The following is a 17,069-nucleotide window of genomic DNA, read 5'->3' on the forward strand; positions in this document are numbered from 1 at the left end:
GAGCATGAGGGTCTGCACCCCCTCACCTTCGTCCTCTCCCCAGTGGGGAGAGGAGGTCTATTTTCTCCCCCTTTGCCCCAAAAGGGGGAGAAGGTCAGGATGAGGGGGCTTCCGCATTGATGAGCGGCGCGGCGAGTGGTGTGCTCAGGATAGACGGATCGTACGGTGAGGGGGGCGGGCAGATTCTCAGGACGGCCGTGGCTCTATCCGCCGTCCTTGGCAGACCTGTTGAGCTTATCAAAATTCGGGCGGGCCGAACGAAGCCCGGCTTGCAACCGCAGCACCTCTCTGTTGTCAAGACGCTCGCCGAGATTACGGGCGCCGAAGTGCACGGGGCGGAACTCGGCTCTTCCCGGCTGTATTTTGCCCCTGGACCAATTAATGGAGGATTACGTCGGTTAGACGTCGGGACAGCCGGCGCGGTATCGCTCGTGTTTCAGGCAATCCTTGCCCCGCTTACATTTGCAGGCGAACCATCGATTCTCAGCCTTACGGGCGGCACGCACGTTCCATGGAGTCCGCCGGCTCCATACATCTCCGAGGTCTTTCTGCCGATAGTGGAAGGGATGGGGCTGACTGCCGACTGGCAACTGGAACGGGGCGGCTTTTATCCCAAGGGAGGTGGACAGGTGCGAGCTGCCGTGCAGCCGCTGGCGTGGCTGAGCTCGATTGACCTCACGCAGCGCGGAGCGCTGCTGGCTATTCGGGGTATATCAGCCGTAGCCGGACTCCCCAGAGGCATTGCCGAGCGACAGGCCAATCGACTCCGATGCCGGCTCATCGACGCCGGGTATACGATCGAGATCAAGGTTGTAGGGCTCGACGCCGCTTGCCCGGGCAATACCGTGTTTGTCTGGGCCGAATTTGAGCGGGCTCGTGCCGGCTTCGGTGCGCTTGGCGAGCGCGGTAAACCCGCGGAGCGCGTCGCTGATGAAGCAGCCGACGGCCTACTCGACTTTCTTGCAGGCGATACCGCCACCGAGGGTCATCTGGCAGATCAACTCGCGGTACTCATGGCGCTGGCCGACGGTCGCTCGGCCCTCACCACGGCGCGCGTGAGCCAACATCTGCTTACGAACCTGTGGACGATTCAGCAGTTTCTGCCGATAACGGTATTGCTTGAAGGCCGGCTTGGCGGACCGGGCCGCCTCAGCATCGACGGGGTCGGGCTGAAAGCCGCGTCATGGGGGGCGACGGCACGCGCTCCTGCCTGTGCCCCGCATGCAGACAGGTGAGGCAGCATATGGTGAGGAAGGCGAAGACGAGCGATGCACCGGCTATTGCGCACCTGGTGAATGTGTATGCGGGCAGGGGCGATCTGTTGCCCTTGACGCTGCAGGAGATTGACGGTCGGATCGGGGACTTTCACGTCGTTGAGCAGGAGGGGCGGATTGCCGGGGTCTGCTCCCTCTTTGTCTACGGACCGGACCTGGCGGAGATTCGATCACTGGCCGTCTGGCCGGAGTTTGAAGGGAAGGGAATCGGCCGGGCAGTAACCGAGGCCTGCATCGCCATCGCGAAAGATCTGCCGATCAGGCGAGTCTTTGCCCTGACGTACAAGCCGGTTTTCTTTGAGCGTCTCGGATTCCGCGTGGTTGACAGGCTCACACTGCCGGAGAAGGTGTGGAAGGATTGCCGGCAGTGCAGCAAGTGGGACTACTGCGACGAGGTGGCGGTCCTCCTCGAACTGTAAAGGATATGACAGGATGGCCGCTATGAACCGATTATCAGCCGAGGGCCGTTATCAGATCTTTGCCCTCTCCGACGCTACCGGCGCCACCGCCGAGATGGTTGTTCGAGCGGCGCTGGCCCAGTTTCAGAGGGCAGAGGTGAAGATCCGTCGTCTTCCTAATATCCGAACGGTTGGGGAGGCGCGACGTGCGATTGAGACGGCGCAAGTAAGCCACGGGATCATCGTGCATACGCTGGTGTCGGAAGAGCTTCGCCAGGTCGTGTTACGGGAGGGCCGGGAGCGGGGAGTGGAAACCATCGATCTGATCGGGCCGCTCCTCCTTCGCCTGAGCGACCAACTGGGTGTTCCACCACTTATGCAACCAGGTCTGTTCCGACAACTGGGGCAGGAGTACCTCCATCGAATCGAGGCCATCGAATATACCGTCAAGCACGACGATGGACAGAATCCGCTTGGACTTGATCAAGCCAACATCGTCTTGGTTGGCATCTCGAGGACCTCCAAGACGCCGTTGAGCATCTACCTGGCCGGAAAGGGGTGGCGGGTGGCGAACGTTCCGGTTATTCTCAATCTTCCGCTGCCAAGCCGGTTGATGACGACCAATCAAGAGCGGATCGTCGGGCTAATTGTAGCTGTGGACAGGTTGGTGGAGTTGCGACGAGCCAGACTCGAGCGTAAGCATGCGCCAGTGGCTGAAGCCTATGCTGAGTTGGAGAAGGTGCGCGCTGAGCTTTCTTATAGTCGATCACTCTTTCGTAAGGCGGGCTGGCCGGTCATCGATATGACCAGTAAATCGATCGAGGAGGCGGCGAGCGAGGTACTGACGCTCATAGCCACGCCTGACGCGCCGCAGCCGACCGAGCGGAAGGGTGCCGGCGCCCGTCGGAAGAGCACGAGAAGGACGGAGCCGGGCGTTTAAGGCCAGTTGTATAGGGAGGAAATCAGGGGGGCGATGACAAAGCCGCAGATTGCGAAATCACAGACCAAGAAAGAGGCGAAGCAGAAGGCAAGGCAAGAAAGGGTTGTAGAGCAGGAGACGAAGCGTCGTCATGGGCTTGCAGGGCGAATCGGGCTCTATGCTGCCATTGCGGCCGTCCTGCTGGTTGGCGGCTATTGGGGATACGGCAAGATGACGGAACAGCACACCTGGACCACGGTCCCGATCCTGCCGAGCTCCCACGTTCCTCTCGGCACCCCGCATCCGCCGTATAACAGCGATCCACCAACGTCAGGGCCCCATGCGCCTGGACTGGCTCAGTGGGGCATTCATACCGAGCCGGTTCCCAAGGAGATGCAGGTTCACAATCTCGAGGATGGCGGCGTGGCGATCAACTACTCCTGTCAGGATTGCCCTGACATGGTCAAGCAGCTCACTACGATTGCGGAGCGCTACGATCGCGTGATCCTCGCGCCATACGCCGGCCTGGATCGGAAGATTGCGTTGACGGCATGGGGTAGTATCGACAAGTTCGATGAGTTCGATGAGGCGCGCATCGTCACATTCATCAAAGCTCACATCGGGATTGATCACCACGGCGCCGGCGGCTAATCAGGACGTGACCCCGCTTTCTACGGAGATGTTTCAGTAGTGCCTTCGAGACTTGTTACGGCCACAAGTTCAGCGCCGATCGTAGCCAGAGGCCGCCGGCCAACAGAAGCTTCCTGGGTTTGCCGATGGTAATATTTCCGTGGAAGACATCGTATTGCTGCGCTTCGATCCTGAGCAACAGGCGGTAGTAAATGGCTCGCATAATCTCTGCGGCCAGCAGCGATCGCTCATCCTCCGCCGGCAAGGCGGCTGAGGCGGCTCGAAAAAAGCCTCGGGCCCGCTCACATTGAAACCGCATCAGTTCCGTGAAGGCGTGGTTGTAACGCCCTGCCAGCAGCTCTTCTTCAGAATATCCAAACCGCTTCAACTCATCCTGGGGAAGATAGATCCGCCCTCGTTGCGCATCAACTCCCACGTCCCGAAGGATGTTGGTCAGTTGAAACGCGATGCCCAGTTGTTCGGCGTACGTCTTTGTCTGCGAATTGGTATAGCCGAAGATTTCGATGCAGATGAGGCCCACAATTGAGGCGACGCGGTAGCAGTACGGGTATAGCTCCTCAAATGTCGTATATCTGGCGCGCGTCAGATCCATCTCCATGCCATTGAGTAGCTCCTCGAAATAGATCTTCGGGATATGAAACCGGCGCGCGGCTTGGCCAATGGCAGTGATGACGGGGGAATCAACACCATCCTCGAAGTGGGTATCTAGCGCTTTGCGCCATCGGGTCAGCGCCGCTGCGGGATCAGCTTCGGTTTGTGACTCGTCCACCAGATCATCGCTCAGCCGGCAGAAGGCGTATACGGCGTAGAGTGCCTCCCGTTTTGGCTTTGGGAGGAAGAGAAATGCGTAATAGAAATTCGACCCACTCTGCTTGGTGATCGTGCGGCTGTTGGTCCGAAGGTCACTCATCTGATTCATAGATCATATTATAGAAAAATCGGGTCGCGGAGGCAAACTGCTGATGACCGGTATCAGTGCTATAGCGTTCCACCGGTTCCATTGTGAAAAGGAGTTGACACTCCAGCCTCTCATAGCCCTATACTAGTAAGATTTTGATAAAGAAGGCATTGATGCTTCGGCACGATTCTCGAAGAAAGGAGCGCAGGATGGATCGCTGGTCGCGAGTTGGCATAATGTGCCGGATGGTGGTCGCTATGGTCGCGATGAGCGCCTCTACCGTGGGCGCGGCGGAGCAGGAGAACGCCATTGTGAAGGAGGAATTTTTGGTGCAGGGAAGGGACCAGGGGGTTAAACTGTTTGTTCGAGAGAAGCGGCTCGCAAACCTGCCGAAGATCACGAAAGAGAATGTGATTCTATTTATTCACGGGATTCCGAATCCTGGCTCAGTCATTTTTGATCTTGCCGTTCCCGGATATTCTTGGTTGGAGTATGTGGCCGAACGCGGCTTTGACGCTTTTACTCTGGATATCAGGGGATTCGGACGCTCGACCAGGCCGGCGGAGATGAAAGAACCTCCGCATCAGAACCTTCCCCTCGTTCGAGCAGATCAGGTAATGCGGGATATTGATGTCGCCGTCGATTACATTCGTTCCAAGCGGAAGGTGGATAAGGTCAATATTATTGGATACTCTATTGGCGCATCCTGGTCGGCCCTCTATGCGACGCTGCATCCGGAAAAGGTGAACAAGCTGGTCATGTTCGGGGCGATTTACGGGAAGAATTCTACCTTCGTCAGCGCGTTCGGTGATCCGAGCAACCCGGACCGACCGAACCTTGAAATGGGAGCCTATCGCTATCTCGCTCGAAAGGAGCTGCTTGATCAGTGGGATGGATGGATCAAGCCAGAGCTCCAGGATGAATGGCGAGACAAAGAGGTTGTCCACACCTGGATCAGCGCGTTCTTGAGTTCCGATCCTACAGCCAAACAACGCAGTCCGGAATCAGTCGAGGTCCCCAACGGTCCGTACATCGATTGGCACGAAATCCACGCGGGACGATCATTGTTTGACCCGGCGAGGGTCAAGGCGCCGACCATGATTGTTCGAGGGAGCGCGGAAGAGCTGATAACCAACGAAGCGGCTGATGAGCTCCTCCAGAAGCTCACGGCGGCGCCATCCAAGCGGCGACTGGACATCGGGGATTCGACCCATTACGCGCTGCTGGAGAAGAACCGCCTCCAACTCTATCGAGGCGTACAGAACTTTCTGGAGGAGTGAATACGAGAGGGGACGCTTCCCTGCTGGGGCCGCGGATGAGCCGGCGCTGTCAGTGGATCGCCCTTGAAGTCATGGAGAGCGATGCGTTATGATGAGTACATTGGTGCATTGCCGGAGAACGCGGTCTTCCGTGTTGCAGAGTAAGGGGCGATAGACTATCGGGTTTTGAGAGGGGTGTCATGGCATCAACAGAGGAGATCCGAGATCCATTTGAGCGTATCAACGTTGAGACGGCCAAGAAGCTGATCGAAGAAGGGGGCATGGTCGTCGTTGATGTCCGCGAGCCGGCGGAGTGGAGCCAGGGGCATATCCCCGAGGCGGTACTTATCCCCTTGGGAACGCTGATGAACCGTCCGCGGGAGTTGCTCCAGCAGGATGGCATCATCTTCGTGTGCGCCGAAGGGATCCGGAGCGCGGTGGCCTGCGAGGTTGCCGCGGCTATCGGCAGGACGCAACTGTTTAACCTCGAGGGGGGAACCAAGGCCTGGCTGAAGCAGGGCTATTCCCTTACGCGATGATCACGATCCGCTTATGGTCATCTGACTCCGTCCACTGATGCCGACGCCGCTACAGATCCGGTTCGGGACAGACGGGTGGCGCGGGGTCATCGCCAGAGATTTTACCTTCGAGGGCGTTAGACTGGTAGCCGGCGCCGTAGCTGCAACCCTTCGAACGAGTTATCCCGAAGGCCATCGTTTCCTCGTCGCCGTCGGTCACGATACCCGCTTTCTCTCCCGGCGGTTCGCGCAGACAACGGCAGACGTCTTGAGTGCCCTTGGTGTAGACGCCTACCTCACGCCCTCTCACGTTCCCACCCCGATGTTGGCATGCGCTATCCCAATTCTTCAGGCGCGGGGCGGGTTGATGGTTACCGCTAGTCACAATCCTCCATATTATAACGGGCTGAAAGTCCGTACAGCCGATGGCGGCGCCGCGACTGCGACCTTAACCGACCAGATCGAGGCAGAGGTCCGTCGCCTCTCGGGTGATCTTGACGGATGGACCGGGGGCGCCTTGCCGGCCATGGATCAGACCAGCGCGGGCGCGATCGATCTGTTCGATCCCTTTCCATTGTATCAGGAGCGGCTGCGCACCCTGATCGATATGGAGCGCATCGGCCGCTCGCGTTTCCATGTGGTCATCGATCCGATGTACGGGGCGACGCAGGGCATTGTGGCAGGACTGCTTCGACGGATCGGTCTTCAGGTGGAGGAGATCCACTCGGAGATCAACCCCTGGTTTGGAGGGGTGTCTCCCGAACCGCTGGGTGCGAGCCTCGGAGAGCTTGCTGAACGAGTGAAGGGTCTGAATGGGCCAAGAAAGATCGGACTGGCCTTTGACGGCGACGGCGATCGCCTGGGGGCTATCGATGAGACCGGGTCGTATGTCACGCCTCACCAGGTCTTTGCGCTGTTATTGCAGCATCTGGTGGCCAGACGCGGACTCACTGGAACGGTGATCAAGACCGTTTCCACCACCACGATGATCGATCGGTTGGCCGCGAGTCATGGTCTGCGGCTTGCGGTTACCCCGATCGGGTTCAAGCATATTGCCGAGGTCATGCGAGGGGAGCGGTTTTTGATCGGAGGAGAGGAGAGCGGGGGGATTGGGGTTTCGGGGCACATCCCTGAGCGGGATGGGATTGCCAGTGCGTTGTTGCTGCTGGAGTGTCTGGCGACAGAAGAGAAACCACTTGGGGTATTACTCAGGGAGCTGGAGGCGAAGGTGGGACCTCATTGCTATCGACGCCTTGACCTGCAGCTCGCTCGCCAGGAGGATGGGCGCGAGCTCGGAAGGCGCTTCAGAGAGGACCCGCCGGCCCATATCGACGGGTGGCGGGTGAAAGAGGTGCAAGCCCTGGATGGCGTGAAGCTGGTCGGGGCAGACGGCGGCTGGCTGCTCATCAGACCGTCGGGGACAGAACCCGTGCTTCGCCTCTACGCCGAGGCCCAGACTCAGGGTCAGGTCTCTCGACTACTCGACTGGGCGAAGACGTACGCGGACAGGATTCAGAGGGAGGGTAGCGTATGATCCGGCATAATCGAAAGTTAAACCTGGAAAATAAGGGACTTTACTTGTCCTATGATTGGTGATCTCAAAGCAAACCTGACCGAGTCGCTTCTGACCGCCATCAAGCAGGCTGGCTTAGAAAGCGGGTTAGCGCAGGATACTCCCGCACCGCTTACGTGGGAATATCCGGCCGACCCGGCTTTCGGCGATCTCTCGACTACGCTGGCCTTCGGCCTGGCGAAGACGCTGAGGCGGAAGCCTCGCGAGATCGCGCTCCAGATTTCCGCCTCAGCGGCGTTTCCTCCTGATCTGGTTGATCGCGTCGAGGTGGCGGGAGCCGGCTATCTGAACTTCTTTATCGCCCGGCCGTTCTGGCGTCATCTCGTTCAGGAGATCCTCCGAGCTGGACCGATGTACGGAAGGGCTGATGTCGGCGGCGGACGACGGGTGCTCGTAGAGTTTGTCAGCGCGAATCCGACCGGCCCGCTCGTCGTGGTTAATGCCAGGGCCGCGGCGATCGGTGACGCCATCGCTCGGCTCTTAGAGGCCATCGGGCATCGGCCGTACTGCGAGTTCTACGTGAACGATGCGGGAAACCAATTCCGCAACCTCGCGTTGGCGATGGAGGTGCGGTGCCGTCAACACCTAGGCGAGGACTGCCCCATGCCTGAGGAGGCGTATCCGGGTGACTATCTGATCGATCTGGCCCGCGAATATCTTGAGCGACATGGGCCAGAGACGCTCTCAGCGTCGGAGCCGGAGCGCCGAGACCAACTGGGTCGCTTTGCGGTTGAGCGGATCCTTCAGTGGCAGCGGGCCTCGCTTGAGGCGTACGGGGTCACCTTTGACGGATGGTTCAGCGAGCGAGCGCTGCGGGAGCGGTGCGAGCCGGAGCGGGTGGTGGAGGCGCTGCGGGAGCGCGGCTTCCTCTATGAGCATGAGGGCGCCGTGTGGTTTCGCTCGACCGCCTTTGGCGATGATAAAGACCGGGTCCTCGTAAAGGGCGACGGCGAGATCACCTATTTTCTGCCGGACATCGCCTATCACCAGGATAAGTTCGATCGAGGGTTTGAACAGGTGATCGATCTCTGGGGACCCGACCACCACGGCTACGTTGCGCGGATGCGGGCCGCCATGCAGGCGCTCGACCATCCTCCGGAGGCGCTCAGAATACTCATCGTGCAGCTTGTCCGTTTGATGCGAGGGAGCGAGCAGGTCCGGATGTCCAAGCGATCCGGGCAGTTCGTCATGATGGACGAGCTGGTTGAGGAGGTGGGCCGGGACGCCGCGCGCTACATCTTTCTCACCAGACGATGCGACAGCCATTTGGACTTCGACCTGGAGCTTGCCAAATCGGCGTCCGAGGAAAACCCCGTCTACTACGTGCAGTACGCGCACACACGCCTGTGCAGCATTCTCCGGGAGGCGGCAAAGGCTCAGTTTCCAGTTCCCGCCCCAGAGGACGACCTCGATCCGCTCGATCTGCAGGAAGAGATCGGGTTAATCAAGCAACTGGCGCTTTACCCGGAGCTGGTAATCGGGGCGGCGCAGGCGCTGGAGCCGCACAGACTCACCACCTACCTGCACGACCTCGCCGCGCAGTTTCATGGCTACTATACCCGCCATCGGATCATCTCCGCCGACAGGAATCTCACACGCGCACGCTTGGCGCTGGTCGCCGCCCTTCGTGTAGTCATGGCCAACACGCTTGGCTTGCTAGGTGTCTCCGCCCCCGAGCGGATGTAGCGCACGCTCCAGTTCACGTAAATCCTCCATTCTCCCTGTCAACTTCTTCAAATCATTAAGCACTTCTCGTGTGTACTTGACGACACACTAGTGATGTGTTTTAATAATAATATAGGAGGTGCGTCATGGCGCGTGTAAACGTTTTCCTGAAAGACGAACTGCTGGATGAGATCAACGAGGAAGCGAAAGATGAGGGAACCAATCGCAGTGCTCTGATTCAGACTGCGCTAGAAGAATACTTGCAGGCAAAACGGAAGAAGAGGGAAGAAGAGGAAAAACGGAAAGAGATGAAAGAGGCCTCTCGCAGGATTGACGATCTGGCTAAAGAGCTTGGGGATTGGGATCCCGTAGCGATCATTCGTCGCTTCCGCGATACCAATTTAAAGGGAGATCGATGATCCCCGCCTATCACCAGGGTTACGTGGTAGATGCGTCGGTTCTCACCAAATGGTTTGTTGAGCACGATGAACCTGACCGAGACCGGGCTCTGGCGCTCAAAGAGTTCCATATATCAGGGCGCTCCACCATCTATGTTACGGAGCTCGCCTTCCTGGAGGTACTCAACGCGATTCGCTTCGGTTCAAAGGCCAAGGAAGAGCATGGCGCAAGAGCCATCGCCGGGCTTGAAGGGCTAAACCTCAATGTCACAGAGACCGATTTTCAACTACTGCGAAAAGCCAACGCCATTGCCTGGGCCTACAAGATTACCATCTATGACGCTCTCTATGTGGCTCTTGCCGAGCAACTGGGATACCCGCTCATCACGGCAGATGAGGTCATGGTGAAAAAGCTGACGGGTCATAGCATCGTCGTACCGTTACGCGAATTGGAGGTCAAGAACTGACAAATTCACAAGATTGTGTGGTCTGACCAAGGGCTACACGATATGTTGCCTAGCCTCTCCCTTTCTTTGTGTAACTCCACGGCTTCTCTTATAATTCTCTTTTGAGACCTCGTGGGAAAGAAGAGCAGCCAAAAAAAGGGCAGAACGAAGTGGCTTCGCCCAACGCGTGACCGATACCTGGGGTAGCGGACGACTTAGCGTTCGGCAGACGGAACCGTACGAGGCGACGGGAGCAGATGGGCAGACGGGCAGGGGGCGATGGAGTCACATCTGAATTTGGAGCGAGGGCCGATAAGGGCCGTTTATTCATGTGAGGGACTTCAATTGTTAACGTCAAAACGTGGTCCTCAACCTCTCGCGAAGGTTCGACTCGGAGCGAATAGAGTCTTTTTGTTTTTGGTTGACGCATAGTTGGCAGTGGTCTAGGTTGCAGTCATTCTCCCACCCAACCCGACAGGAGTGTTACTAGAGATGCCGGTTCTGCGGTTCAAAGGAAAGACCGCGATTGAGGGCTATCATCACACGGTTGCGCACCACACCGTGGAGTTCGACGCCAAGCTGTCGGTCCCAGGGAAGGGCGAGAAACCAGGACTTGACGGCAACCTCATCATCGAGGGTGACAACCTCATCGCCTTGAAGGCCCTTCTTCCCACCCACGCGGGACGGATCAAGTGCATCTACATTGATCCGCCATACAATACCGGTAATGAAGGGTGGGTCTATAACGATAATCTCACGCAACCGCAGTTCAAGGAGTGGATAGGCCAGACGGTCGGCAAAGAAGGAGAGGACGCCACCCGTCACGATAAGTACTGCTGCATGATGTATCCGCGCCTACAACTGCTGAAACAATTTCTCCGTAACGATGGCGTCATCTTTGTCAGCATTGACGACAACGAAGTGCAGCACCTTCGATTGATTATGGATGAAATATACGGCGCCGAAAACCTTCTTGCCATGTTCGTCTGGAAAAGCAGGGAGAACCCCGATAGCCGAAACCAGAGTGGCGTGTCGATTGATCATGAATATGTCCTAACATATGGCAGGACTGAAGCTGCTACTTTGCTGGGGAAGGAGAAAGATCTCTCAAAGTATAAAAATCCTGACAACGATTCCAACGGACCGTGGATGAGTGACAACCTCACAGGTTTGGCAAGCGCGCAAGAACGCCCAAACTTGCACTACCCGATCGTGGATCCTAAGACCGGTCGGAAATATCTCCCACCGCCCAATAGAGGATGGTCAAAGAGTAAGGAGGTAATAAACGATCTCATTAAGAAGGGTCAGATTATTTATCCAGCTAATCCCAATAGCAGACCAAGACTGAAACACTTTTTGAAGGATCTGTTAAGCATGTGGACTGGCTTCTCCTCCGTACTATTAAAGCCATATACAACAGACGGTACGCGAGAGTTGATGGAGATATTTGGAGAGAAGGTTTTTGCCTTCCCCAAGCCTTCCGAATTCATCAAGACGCTCATCCGGCAGGTGGCCACCACGGATGACATTATTCTAGATTCCTTTGCTGGGAGCGGACCAACAGGTCAAGCTGTACTAAAGTTAAACCGAGAAGACGGCGGCAATCGCCAATGCATTCTTGTCCAGATGCCTTACGACACCAAGGACCAAGAGAAAGAGAAGTTCAATATCTGCCAGAAGATCACAGCGGAGCGGGTCCGGCGGGTTATTCAGGGGTTTACGTATACGAGCCCGAAGGGCAAGAAGGAAAAGGTTGCCGGACTAGGCGGCTCTTTCACCTATGCCCGCGTCGGTAATCCGCTCTTTGGAGAATATCGGGATTGGGGCAAGCAGTTGCCCGGCTATGAGGATCTCGCCAAGTACATCTTCTATACTGAGACCAGCCGAGACTTCGACCAAAAGATGATGAATGAGAAGACCGGGAAGATCGGTGAACATCACGGGACGAGTTACTATCTGCTCTACACGCCCGACGGTCAGGAAGATCGCCGATTGGACATGGAATGGCTCAGGGGTCTCGGCAAGATGGAGAAGAACAGGAACGTGGTGGTCTATTGTGAGAAGATTTGGGTGCACCGTGATGACCTGGCGAAGTTTGAGCAGGAAACGAAGCGGACGGTGCGGCCCATGATTGTCCCGTTCAATTTGAAGTAACAGGAGACGCGTTCATGGCAATGAGCAGCTATACGGCAATCGTCGAGAAAGAAGGCAGCCTCTATGTCGCGCTGTGCCCGGAGCTCGATGTGGCGAGCCAGGGGACTACGGTGGAAGAGGCCACCGCCAATTTGAAGGAAGCTGTAGAGTTATTTTTGGAGTGTGCGGACTCCGAAGAAATTAAGCGTCGTTTACACACCCAGGTCTTCGTGACGCGCTTCGAAGCCGCGCATGGGTAGGCTTCGAGAATGGAGCTAAAACGCTACCAGGAGCGTGTCATTCGGGAGGTTAAGCTCTTTCTGGAAGCGCTGGCCGCGCAGCAGGTCGCAGGAAACAGACACGCATCTCTCGACGCCTGGGAAGATTCCAAACGCCAGTTTTTCATCAGGGGAGACTGCCATCCGCGCAAAAACGGCCTAGGGAAGGATCTGCCGACGTTTTGCATCAAGGTACCCACCGGCGGTGGAAAGACGCTTTTGGCGACTCAGATCCTGGGCCTTGTCTATCAGACCATCCTGAAGAACCGCAACGGCTCCGGGTTGGTGCTGTGGGTGGTTCCCAGTGATCAGATATACAAGGATACGCTCAAGGCGCTTCGCGACCGTAGGCACTTCTATCGCGAATCATTGGAGTTCGTGCTGTCACGCCGTATTGAGGTGTGGGAAAAGCACGAGATTTTCCGCCTGACGCCTGGGCAGTTACGCAGCAACCTGAACATCTTACTTCTGAAACTCGCCAGCACCAACCGCGAGACGCGGGAACAGCTCAAGTTCTTTCGTGATAGCGGTGGCAACATCGTCCAGCATTTCCCGCCTGAAAGTGATCCGGACAAGCACAAGGCGCTCAAGGCTCAGTTCCTGAACTTGGACATGCTGGGCGATGACAACGACCAGGACGAGAGGTTGGTCAAAACCTCACTAGGCAACTTGGTCCGTCTCTGCGAGCCGCCGGTCATCCTGGACGAAGGACACAAGGCCACCAGTGACCTCGCTCGGAAGACCATCGAGGGATTCAATGCCTCAGTGGTGGTCGAACTATCCGCCACCCCACATAAGGAGGCCAACGTCCTTGTGCGGGTAACCGGCAAGGAACTGCTTGATGAACAGATGATCAAGCTGCCGATCAACATCGCCAACGCCAACCAGCCGTCTTGGAAGAATTGCCTGACGCAGGCGCGAGAGAAGCGAGAGGACTTGGCGAAACTGGCAGAGCGGCATTATCGGGCGACCGAAAAGCTCATTCGCCCGATCGTGCTGGTCCAGGTTGAACGGACAGGAAAAGACCAGCGGGACAGCGGCTTCGTCCACAGCGAAGATGTGAAAGAATACCTGATGCAGAGAGAGGGTGTCCATGAATCGGCCATCGCTATCAAGACCTCCGACAAGGACGATATTGAAGGTATGGATCTCTTGGCCGAAGGATGCCGTGTGGAATGGATCATCACGAAGTCGGCCTTGCAGGAGGGATGGGATTGCCCGTTCGCTTATATCCTGGTCTCTCTAAATAACACCGGTAGCCAGCAGAGCATGACGCAACTGGTCGGACGGGTACTTCGGCAGCCCGATGTGGAAAGGACGCCATTCGACGAGCTTAATGAGAGCTACGTGTTCTGTTTGCGGCGAAAGGCGGCGGATATTTCTCGTGAGGTCAAGAAGGCGCTGGAGCAGGAGGGTTACGAAGGCGACGCGGCCAGCGTTGTTGACCGCAGCACGGACGACGGCAAAGCCGGACAGAAGCGCGTTACGACTATTCGTGAAGAATTCCGCCGTTACTATCGGGAGTTCGAGGGCAAGATCTATCTGCCACGCTTTTGCGTCAAGCACGGAGACAAGTACGATGTCCTCGACTATTTCCGACATTTGCTCAGTCAGGTCGATGTCACACGGTTCGATTACGCCGAAATAGATTGGAACATGGCGGCGGCACTCGAAGCGGCGAAAGATTCCATCTATCGCCTGACCCTTGAACAAGATGACCTTGAGCCTGTGATGGAACGCGAATCGGTTACCTTGGAGACTGATGAACAGGTGAAGGCCTGGTTGGTAGCCAGCCTGCCGTTTGATTACTTCAGCCAGAAGCAGCTACGGGAGATCGTTGGCCGGGTAACCGAGCGTTTGTATCAACTCACCCCGGAACTTTCAGGCCGATTGGGACTGGTTAAGTTTGAGGTACGTGAGAAGATTGTCGGATTGATCGAGCGAGGGACGGACCGTCAAACCCAAGAGGCGTTTGAGGTGCTGTTCAAAAACAAACGGCTCGGCTTCTACCTTGAATGTGTGGAAGGGCGCTTTGAAATTCCACCCAAGATTGAGATACGGGGAGCAAAGAAGCTGATACGCGACGACCACGAGCCAGTCCAACGGTCCCTCTTTGATTACGTGCCGGACGACCTCAACGAGTATGAGAAGTCGGTCGCACTGTATCTCGACAAGCATCCCGAAGTTCTGTGGTGGTATCGAAATCTCGTTGGTGCGCAGTGCTTCTCGATCCAAGGGTACAAGCGGAATAAGATTTATCCGGATTTCGTGGTTCAACAGGGTCACAATAAAAAGCCGGTTGCCTCTGTGGTTGTGGTCGAAAGCAAGGGCAAGCATCTCAAAGGAAACGAAGACACAACCTACAAGCGGACGGTGGGCAGCTACTTTCAACAAGTTGGCCAGAAAGTTCCCTGGCAGAAACTCGCGGAAGACTTCCGGGATGAGACATTCCGTTTTCAAGTCCTGGACGAGGGAGAATACGCGGATCGTGACTGGCGAGATGATCTAAAGAAGCTGCTCAATCCAGCGGTCTAGCCGAATAACAGAGGTGCTGGAGCCGCACAGACTTACCGCTTATCTGCACGACCTCGCCGCGCAGTTTCACGGCTACTATACCCGCCATCGGATTATCTCCGCTGATAGGAATCTCACGCGAGCGCGCCTAGCGCTGGTGGCTGCCCTTCGTGTGATCATAGCCAACGCGCTTGGCCTGCTTGGCGTCTCCGCCCCCGAACGGATGTAGCCACGCGGTCATGCAAGCATTGCCAGTCGTTGCGAGCGACCATTGGGAGCGTGGCAATCTCACCGTATTTCTACTGAGATATTGCTTCAGTCTCCCTCGCTTCACTCTGGATCCTTCGTTGCGACAGCCATTACTTTGTCCGGACCCGGTTTTGGCGCAACCCTCGCCAGTAGTGTCCGATCATTCACGCTGCACGCAGTTCCAAGGAAGCCGGTCAACTGGCGTGAGTTTACGCATTTGCTTGACCCTGGAATCGATTCCAGGGTGTAGACTTGGATTCGAGAGGAGATCTCAATTCTTATCAAGAAAACCAGAAAAGAAGGCAGGGCGTGAAGGTCTTCGCGCCAAATTGGCTCATTCTCCGGAGATCCTTGACGTGAGCAAGACAAAAGGTGTTCTGAATAGCGCCATTGTTCTCTACTTCGTGATCTGCTTTGAAATCCTGATAATGATCAGTCCCTTTGCCGGCTTCTTCTATTCCGCGTTCAATCGGGTTCTCCTGGGCTTAGCAAAGTACCAGGCCACGAAGTGGCTCAGCGCTTTCTTCTTCACCCACATGGTTGTACCGCCCAATGCGCCACTGAGAGCCGTGCGCGTGATGGGCTCGATTTTGTTTTTGCTCGGTATTGCCATCTTTCTCATCTGCGCGATTCAGGTTTACTGGAGCAAGTTCCTACAGAGAGGGACTGTTGTGAAAGGGGCCTATCGCTGGATCAGGCATCCCCAGTACCTCGCGCTCGCTATTGCGGGCGCCGGTCTAGCCATCCTCTGGCCCAGGTTCATCGTTGTTGTCTTGTGGCTCGTGATGGTTACGGTGTACTACGCCTTGTCCAAAGACGAGGAGCGGCGCATGCTGGGGCAGTACCCAGATACCTACAGCGAATATATGCGAGGAACGGGCATGTTCCTGCCGAAATCGCTTGAAAGCTCGATCGCCTTTGCGACCGTCGCGAGCAAGGTCGCTCTGTTCGTCCTGATTGCGATCTGCGCAATCGGAGGGGCATTTCTCCTACGGCAGTACACAGTAAGGCATCTTCCCCTTTGGACAGACTCGAACGTGGTCGCGCTTGCAGTGCTGCCCGAAGACGAGCCGCTGATGCAAAACCGGATGGCGGACATCCTCAAGGTAGACGAGGTCCGATCGCGGTTGAAAGAGAACGAGTCATACGTTGCGTATTTTCTGCCGACGAACTACGTCATGCAGGGACTGATTGCGGATACTGGGGGCGAGTGGAAGCTCTATAAACACCAGCATGCAATCAGCAGGTTTACTGACTGGATTTTTCATCCCTTCAGTCATCTGGGAGGCGCACAGCGTTCCGCCTTCGAGCCCCCAGATCATTCGAAACACAGCATGGCTGCCGGTTCGGTGAGACGACTCATCTTCCTGAAAGTATCGAATATTGCCGTCATTAAGTCGGTCGATGTATTTGCGTTGAATGCCGTTCGGACACCCGATTTCATGGTTGATCTGGATGTGCACAGTCTCCACGTGCTCGATGCGAAGACTCTCCCCGTCGAGACCGCCTGGGGCCGTGTGCCGACGCCGGCATTCTGATGGAGTGAGTGCCGGCGACAGTGGCAAGCCAACCTGAAGCTGCAAAGCAACAGCTTCGCAATGACGCGGGAGACTTCCGGGATGAGACCTTCCGTTTTCAAGTCCTGGACGAGGGAGAATACGCGGACCGCGACTGGCGAGACACTCTAAAGAAGTTGCTGGATTCGGCGGTCTAGCCGAATAGCAGAGGCGCTGGAGCTGTACAGGCTCACCACTTATCTGCACGACCTCGCCGCCCGGTTTCACGGCTACTACACCCGCCATCGGATTATCTCCGCCGATAGGAATCTCACGCGCGCCCGCCTGGCGCTGGTGGCTGCCCGCAGACGCGCTCACCGTGGTCGCTCGCAATGATGAT

General features: G+C 56.7%; 18 protein-coding genes. 17 read left to right on the forward strand and 1 reads right to left on the reverse strand.

Annotation, left to right across the window (positions count from 1 at the left end; all coding sequences use genetic code 11):
• Positions 1-119: 119 nt before the first annotated feature.
• The 4 genes from rtcA to KGL31_00840 are packed head-to-tail and all read left to right on the forward strand — an operon-like array spanning position 120 to position 3,242.
• Positions 120-1,235 (forward strand): RNA 3'-phosphate cyclase, encoded by a 1,116-nt coding sequence (gene rtcA / locus KGL31_00825; protein MDE2320454.1) that lies wholly within the window; start codon positions 120-122, stop codon positions 1,233-1,235.
• The gene (locus KGL31_00830) at positions 1,232-1,693 is read left to right on the forward strand and encodes an N-acetyltransferase (GenBank protein ID MDE2320455.1); all 462 of its coding nucleotides are present in this window, start codon (positions 1,232-1,234) and stop codon (positions 1,691-1,693) included. Before rtcA ends, KGL31_00830 begins: the two co-directional genes overlap by 4 nt.
• Before the next feature lie 22 nt (positions 1,694-1,715).
• Positions 1,716-2,612 (forward strand): kinase/pyrophosphorylase, encoded by an 897-nt coding sequence (locus KGL31_00835; protein ID MDE2320456.1) that lies wholly within the window; start codon positions 1,716-1,718, stop codon positions 2,610-2,612.
• A gap of 33 nt (positions 2,613-2,645) precedes the next feature.
• Positions 2,646-3,242, forward strand: coding sequence for a DUF3105 domain-containing protein (locus tag KGL31_00840; protein ID MDE2320457.1), 597 nt, complete (start codon positions 2,646-2,648; stop codon positions 3,240-3,242).
• A gap of 55 nt (positions 3,243-3,297) precedes the next feature.
• Here KGL31_00840 and hpnD read toward each other — a convergent pair whose 3' ends face one another.
• Positions 3,298-4,161 (reverse strand): presqualene diphosphate synthase HpnD, encoded by an 864-nt coding sequence (gene hpnD, locus KGL31_00845; GenBank protein ID MDE2320458.1) that lies wholly within the window; start codon positions 4,159-4,161, stop codon positions 3,298-3,300.
• 188 nt (positions 4,162-4,349) lie between these two features.
• Between hpnD and KGL31_00850 the strand changes: the two genes are divergently transcribed.
• From KGL31_00850 to KGL31_00910, 13 genes are all read left to right on the forward strand, one after another.
• Complete coding sequence (locus tag KGL31_00850) at positions 4,350-5,420, forward strand: alpha/beta fold hydrolase (protein MDE2320459.1); 1,071 nt, start codon at positions 4,350-4,352, stop codon at positions 5,418-5,420.
• 179 nt (positions 5,421-5,599) lie between these two features.
• A complete protein-coding gene (locus tag KGL31_00855) occupies positions 5,600-5,938 on the forward strand; it encodes a rhodanese-like domain-containing protein (protein ID MDE2320460.1) in 339 nt (112 codons plus the stop codon).
• Positions 5,939-5,975: 37 nt separating this feature from the next.
• Positions 5,976-7,451, forward strand: a complete 1,476-nt coding sequence (locus KGL31_00860; protein ID MDE2320461.1) for a phosphoglucomutase/phosphomannomutase family protein — start codon at positions 5,976-5,978, stop codon at positions 7,449-7,451.
• Between the two features lie 51 nt (positions 7,452-7,502).
• On the forward strand, positions 7,503-9,176 hold the full coding sequence (locus KGL31_00865; protein ID MDE2320462.1) for an arginine--tRNA ligase: 1,674 nt from the start codon (positions 7,503-7,505) through the stop codon (positions 9,174-9,176).
• A 125-nt stretch (positions 9,177-9,301) separates the two neighbouring features.
• Entirely contained in the window at positions 9,302-9,574 is a 273-nt protein-coding gene (locus KGL31_00870; protein ID MDE2320463.1) for a ribbon-helix-helix protein, CopG family, read from the forward strand.
• Complete coding sequence (locus KGL31_00875) at positions 9,571-10,020, forward strand: type II toxin-antitoxin system VapC family toxin (GenBank protein ID MDE2320464.1); 450 nt, start codon at positions 9,571-9,573, stop codon at positions 10,018-10,020. Before KGL31_00870 ends, KGL31_00875 begins: the two co-directional genes overlap by 4 nt.
• A gap of 471 nt (positions 10,021-10,491) precedes the next feature.
• The gene (locus KGL31_00880) at positions 10,492-12,153 is read left to right on the forward strand and encodes a site-specific DNA-methyltransferase (protein MDE2320465.1); all 1,662 of its coding nucleotides are present in this window, start codon (positions 10,492-10,494) and stop codon (positions 12,151-12,153) included.
• 14 nt (positions 12,154-12,167) lie between these two features.
• Complete coding sequence (locus KGL31_00885; GenBank protein MDE2320466.1) at positions 12,168-12,392, forward strand: type II toxin-antitoxin system HicB family antitoxin; 225 nt, start codon at positions 12,168-12,170, stop codon at positions 12,390-12,392.
• A 9-nt stretch (positions 12,393-12,401) separates the two neighbouring features.
• Positions 12,402-14,945 (forward strand): DEAD/DEAH box helicase family protein, encoded by a 2,544-nt coding sequence (locus KGL31_00890; protein ID MDE2320467.1) that lies wholly within the window; start codon positions 12,402-12,404, stop codon positions 14,943-14,945.
• Complete coding sequence (locus KGL31_00895) at positions 14,932-15,153, forward strand: hypothetical protein (protein ID MDE2320468.1); 222 nt, start codon at positions 14,932-14,934, stop codon at positions 15,151-15,153. Before KGL31_00890 ends, KGL31_00895 begins: the two co-directional genes overlap by 14 nt.
• A gap of 376 nt (positions 15,154-15,529) precedes the next feature.
• Positions 15,530-16,711 carry a hypothetical protein gene (locus KGL31_00900; GenBank protein ID MDE2320469.1) on the forward strand — a complete coding sequence of 394 codons (1,182 nt, stop codon included), beginning with the start codon at positions 15,530-15,532 and terminating at the stop codon, positions 16,709-16,711.
• 8 nt (positions 16,712-16,719) lie between these two features.
• On the forward strand, positions 16,720-16,887 hold the full coding sequence (locus KGL31_00905; protein ID MDE2320470.1) for a hypothetical protein: 168 nt from the start codon (positions 16,720-16,722) through the stop codon (positions 16,885-16,887).
• A complete protein-coding gene (locus tag KGL31_00910) occupies positions 16,874-17,065 on the forward strand; it encodes a hypothetical protein (GenBank protein MDE2320471.1) in 192 nt (63 codons plus the stop codon). The genes KGL31_00905 and KGL31_00910 overlap by 14 nt, the downstream gene beginning before the upstream one ends.
• Positions 17,066-17,069 lie beyond the last annotated feature (4 nt).

It is taken from the genome of Candidatus Methylomirabilota bacterium, from assembly GCA_028870115.1.
Taxonomy (GTDB): domain Bacteria; phylum Methylomirabilota; class Methylomirabilia; order Methylomirabilales; family Methylomirabilaceae; genus Methylomirabilis.

Bases quoted from the DNA above. Each gene is read 5' to 3' on its own strand.
- hpnD (MDE2320458.1), bottom strand. From the start codon at position 4,161: ATGAATCAGATGAGTGACCTTCGGACCAACAGCCGCACGATCACCAAG.
- KGL31_00850 (MDE2320459.1), top strand. From the start codon at position 4,350: ATGGATCGCTGGTCGCGAGTTGGCATAATGTGCCGGATGGTGGTCGCT.
- KGL31_00855 (MDE2320460.1), top strand. From the start codon at position 5,600: ATGGCATCAACAGAGGAGATCCGAGATCCATTTGAGCGTATCAACGTT.
- KGL31_00870 (MDE2320463.1), top strand. From the start codon at position 9,302: ATGGCGCGTGTAAACGTTTTCCTGAAAGACGAACTGCTGGATGAGATC.
- KGL31_00880 (MDE2320465.1), top strand. From the start codon at position 10,492: ATGCCGGTTCTGCGGTTCAAAGGAAAGACCGCGATTGAGGGCTATCAT.
- KGL31_00885 (MDE2320466.1), top strand. From the start codon at position 12,168: ATGGCAATGAGCAGCTATACGGCAATCGTCGAGAAAGAAGGCAGCCTC.
- KGL31_00835 (MDE2320456.1), top strand. From the start codon at position 1,716: ATGAACCGATTATCAGCCGAGGGCCGTTATCAGATCTTTGCCCTCTCC.
- KGL31_00840 (MDE2320457.1), top strand. From the start codon at position 2,646: ATGACAAAGCCGCAGATTGCGAAATCACAGACCAAGAAAGAGGCGAAG.
- KGL31_00860 (MDE2320461.1), top strand. From the start codon at position 5,976: ATGCCGACGCCGCTACAGATCCGGTTCGGGACAGACGGGTGGCGCGGG.
- KGL31_00890 (MDE2320467.1), top strand. From the start codon at position 12,402: ATGGAGCTAAAACGCTACCAGGAGCGTGTCATTCGGGAGGTTAAGCTC.
- rtcA (MDE2320454.1), top strand. From the start codon at position 120: ATGAGCGGCGCGGCGAGTGGTGTGCTCAGGATAGACGGATCGTACGGT.
- KGL31_00865 (MDE2320462.1), top strand. From the start codon at position 7,503: ATGATTGGTGATCTCAAAGCAAACCTGACCGAGTCGCTTCTGACCGCC.
- KGL31_00875 (MDE2320464.1), top strand. From the start codon at position 9,571: ATGATCCCCGCCTATCACCAGGGTTACGTGGTAGATGCGTCGGTTCTC.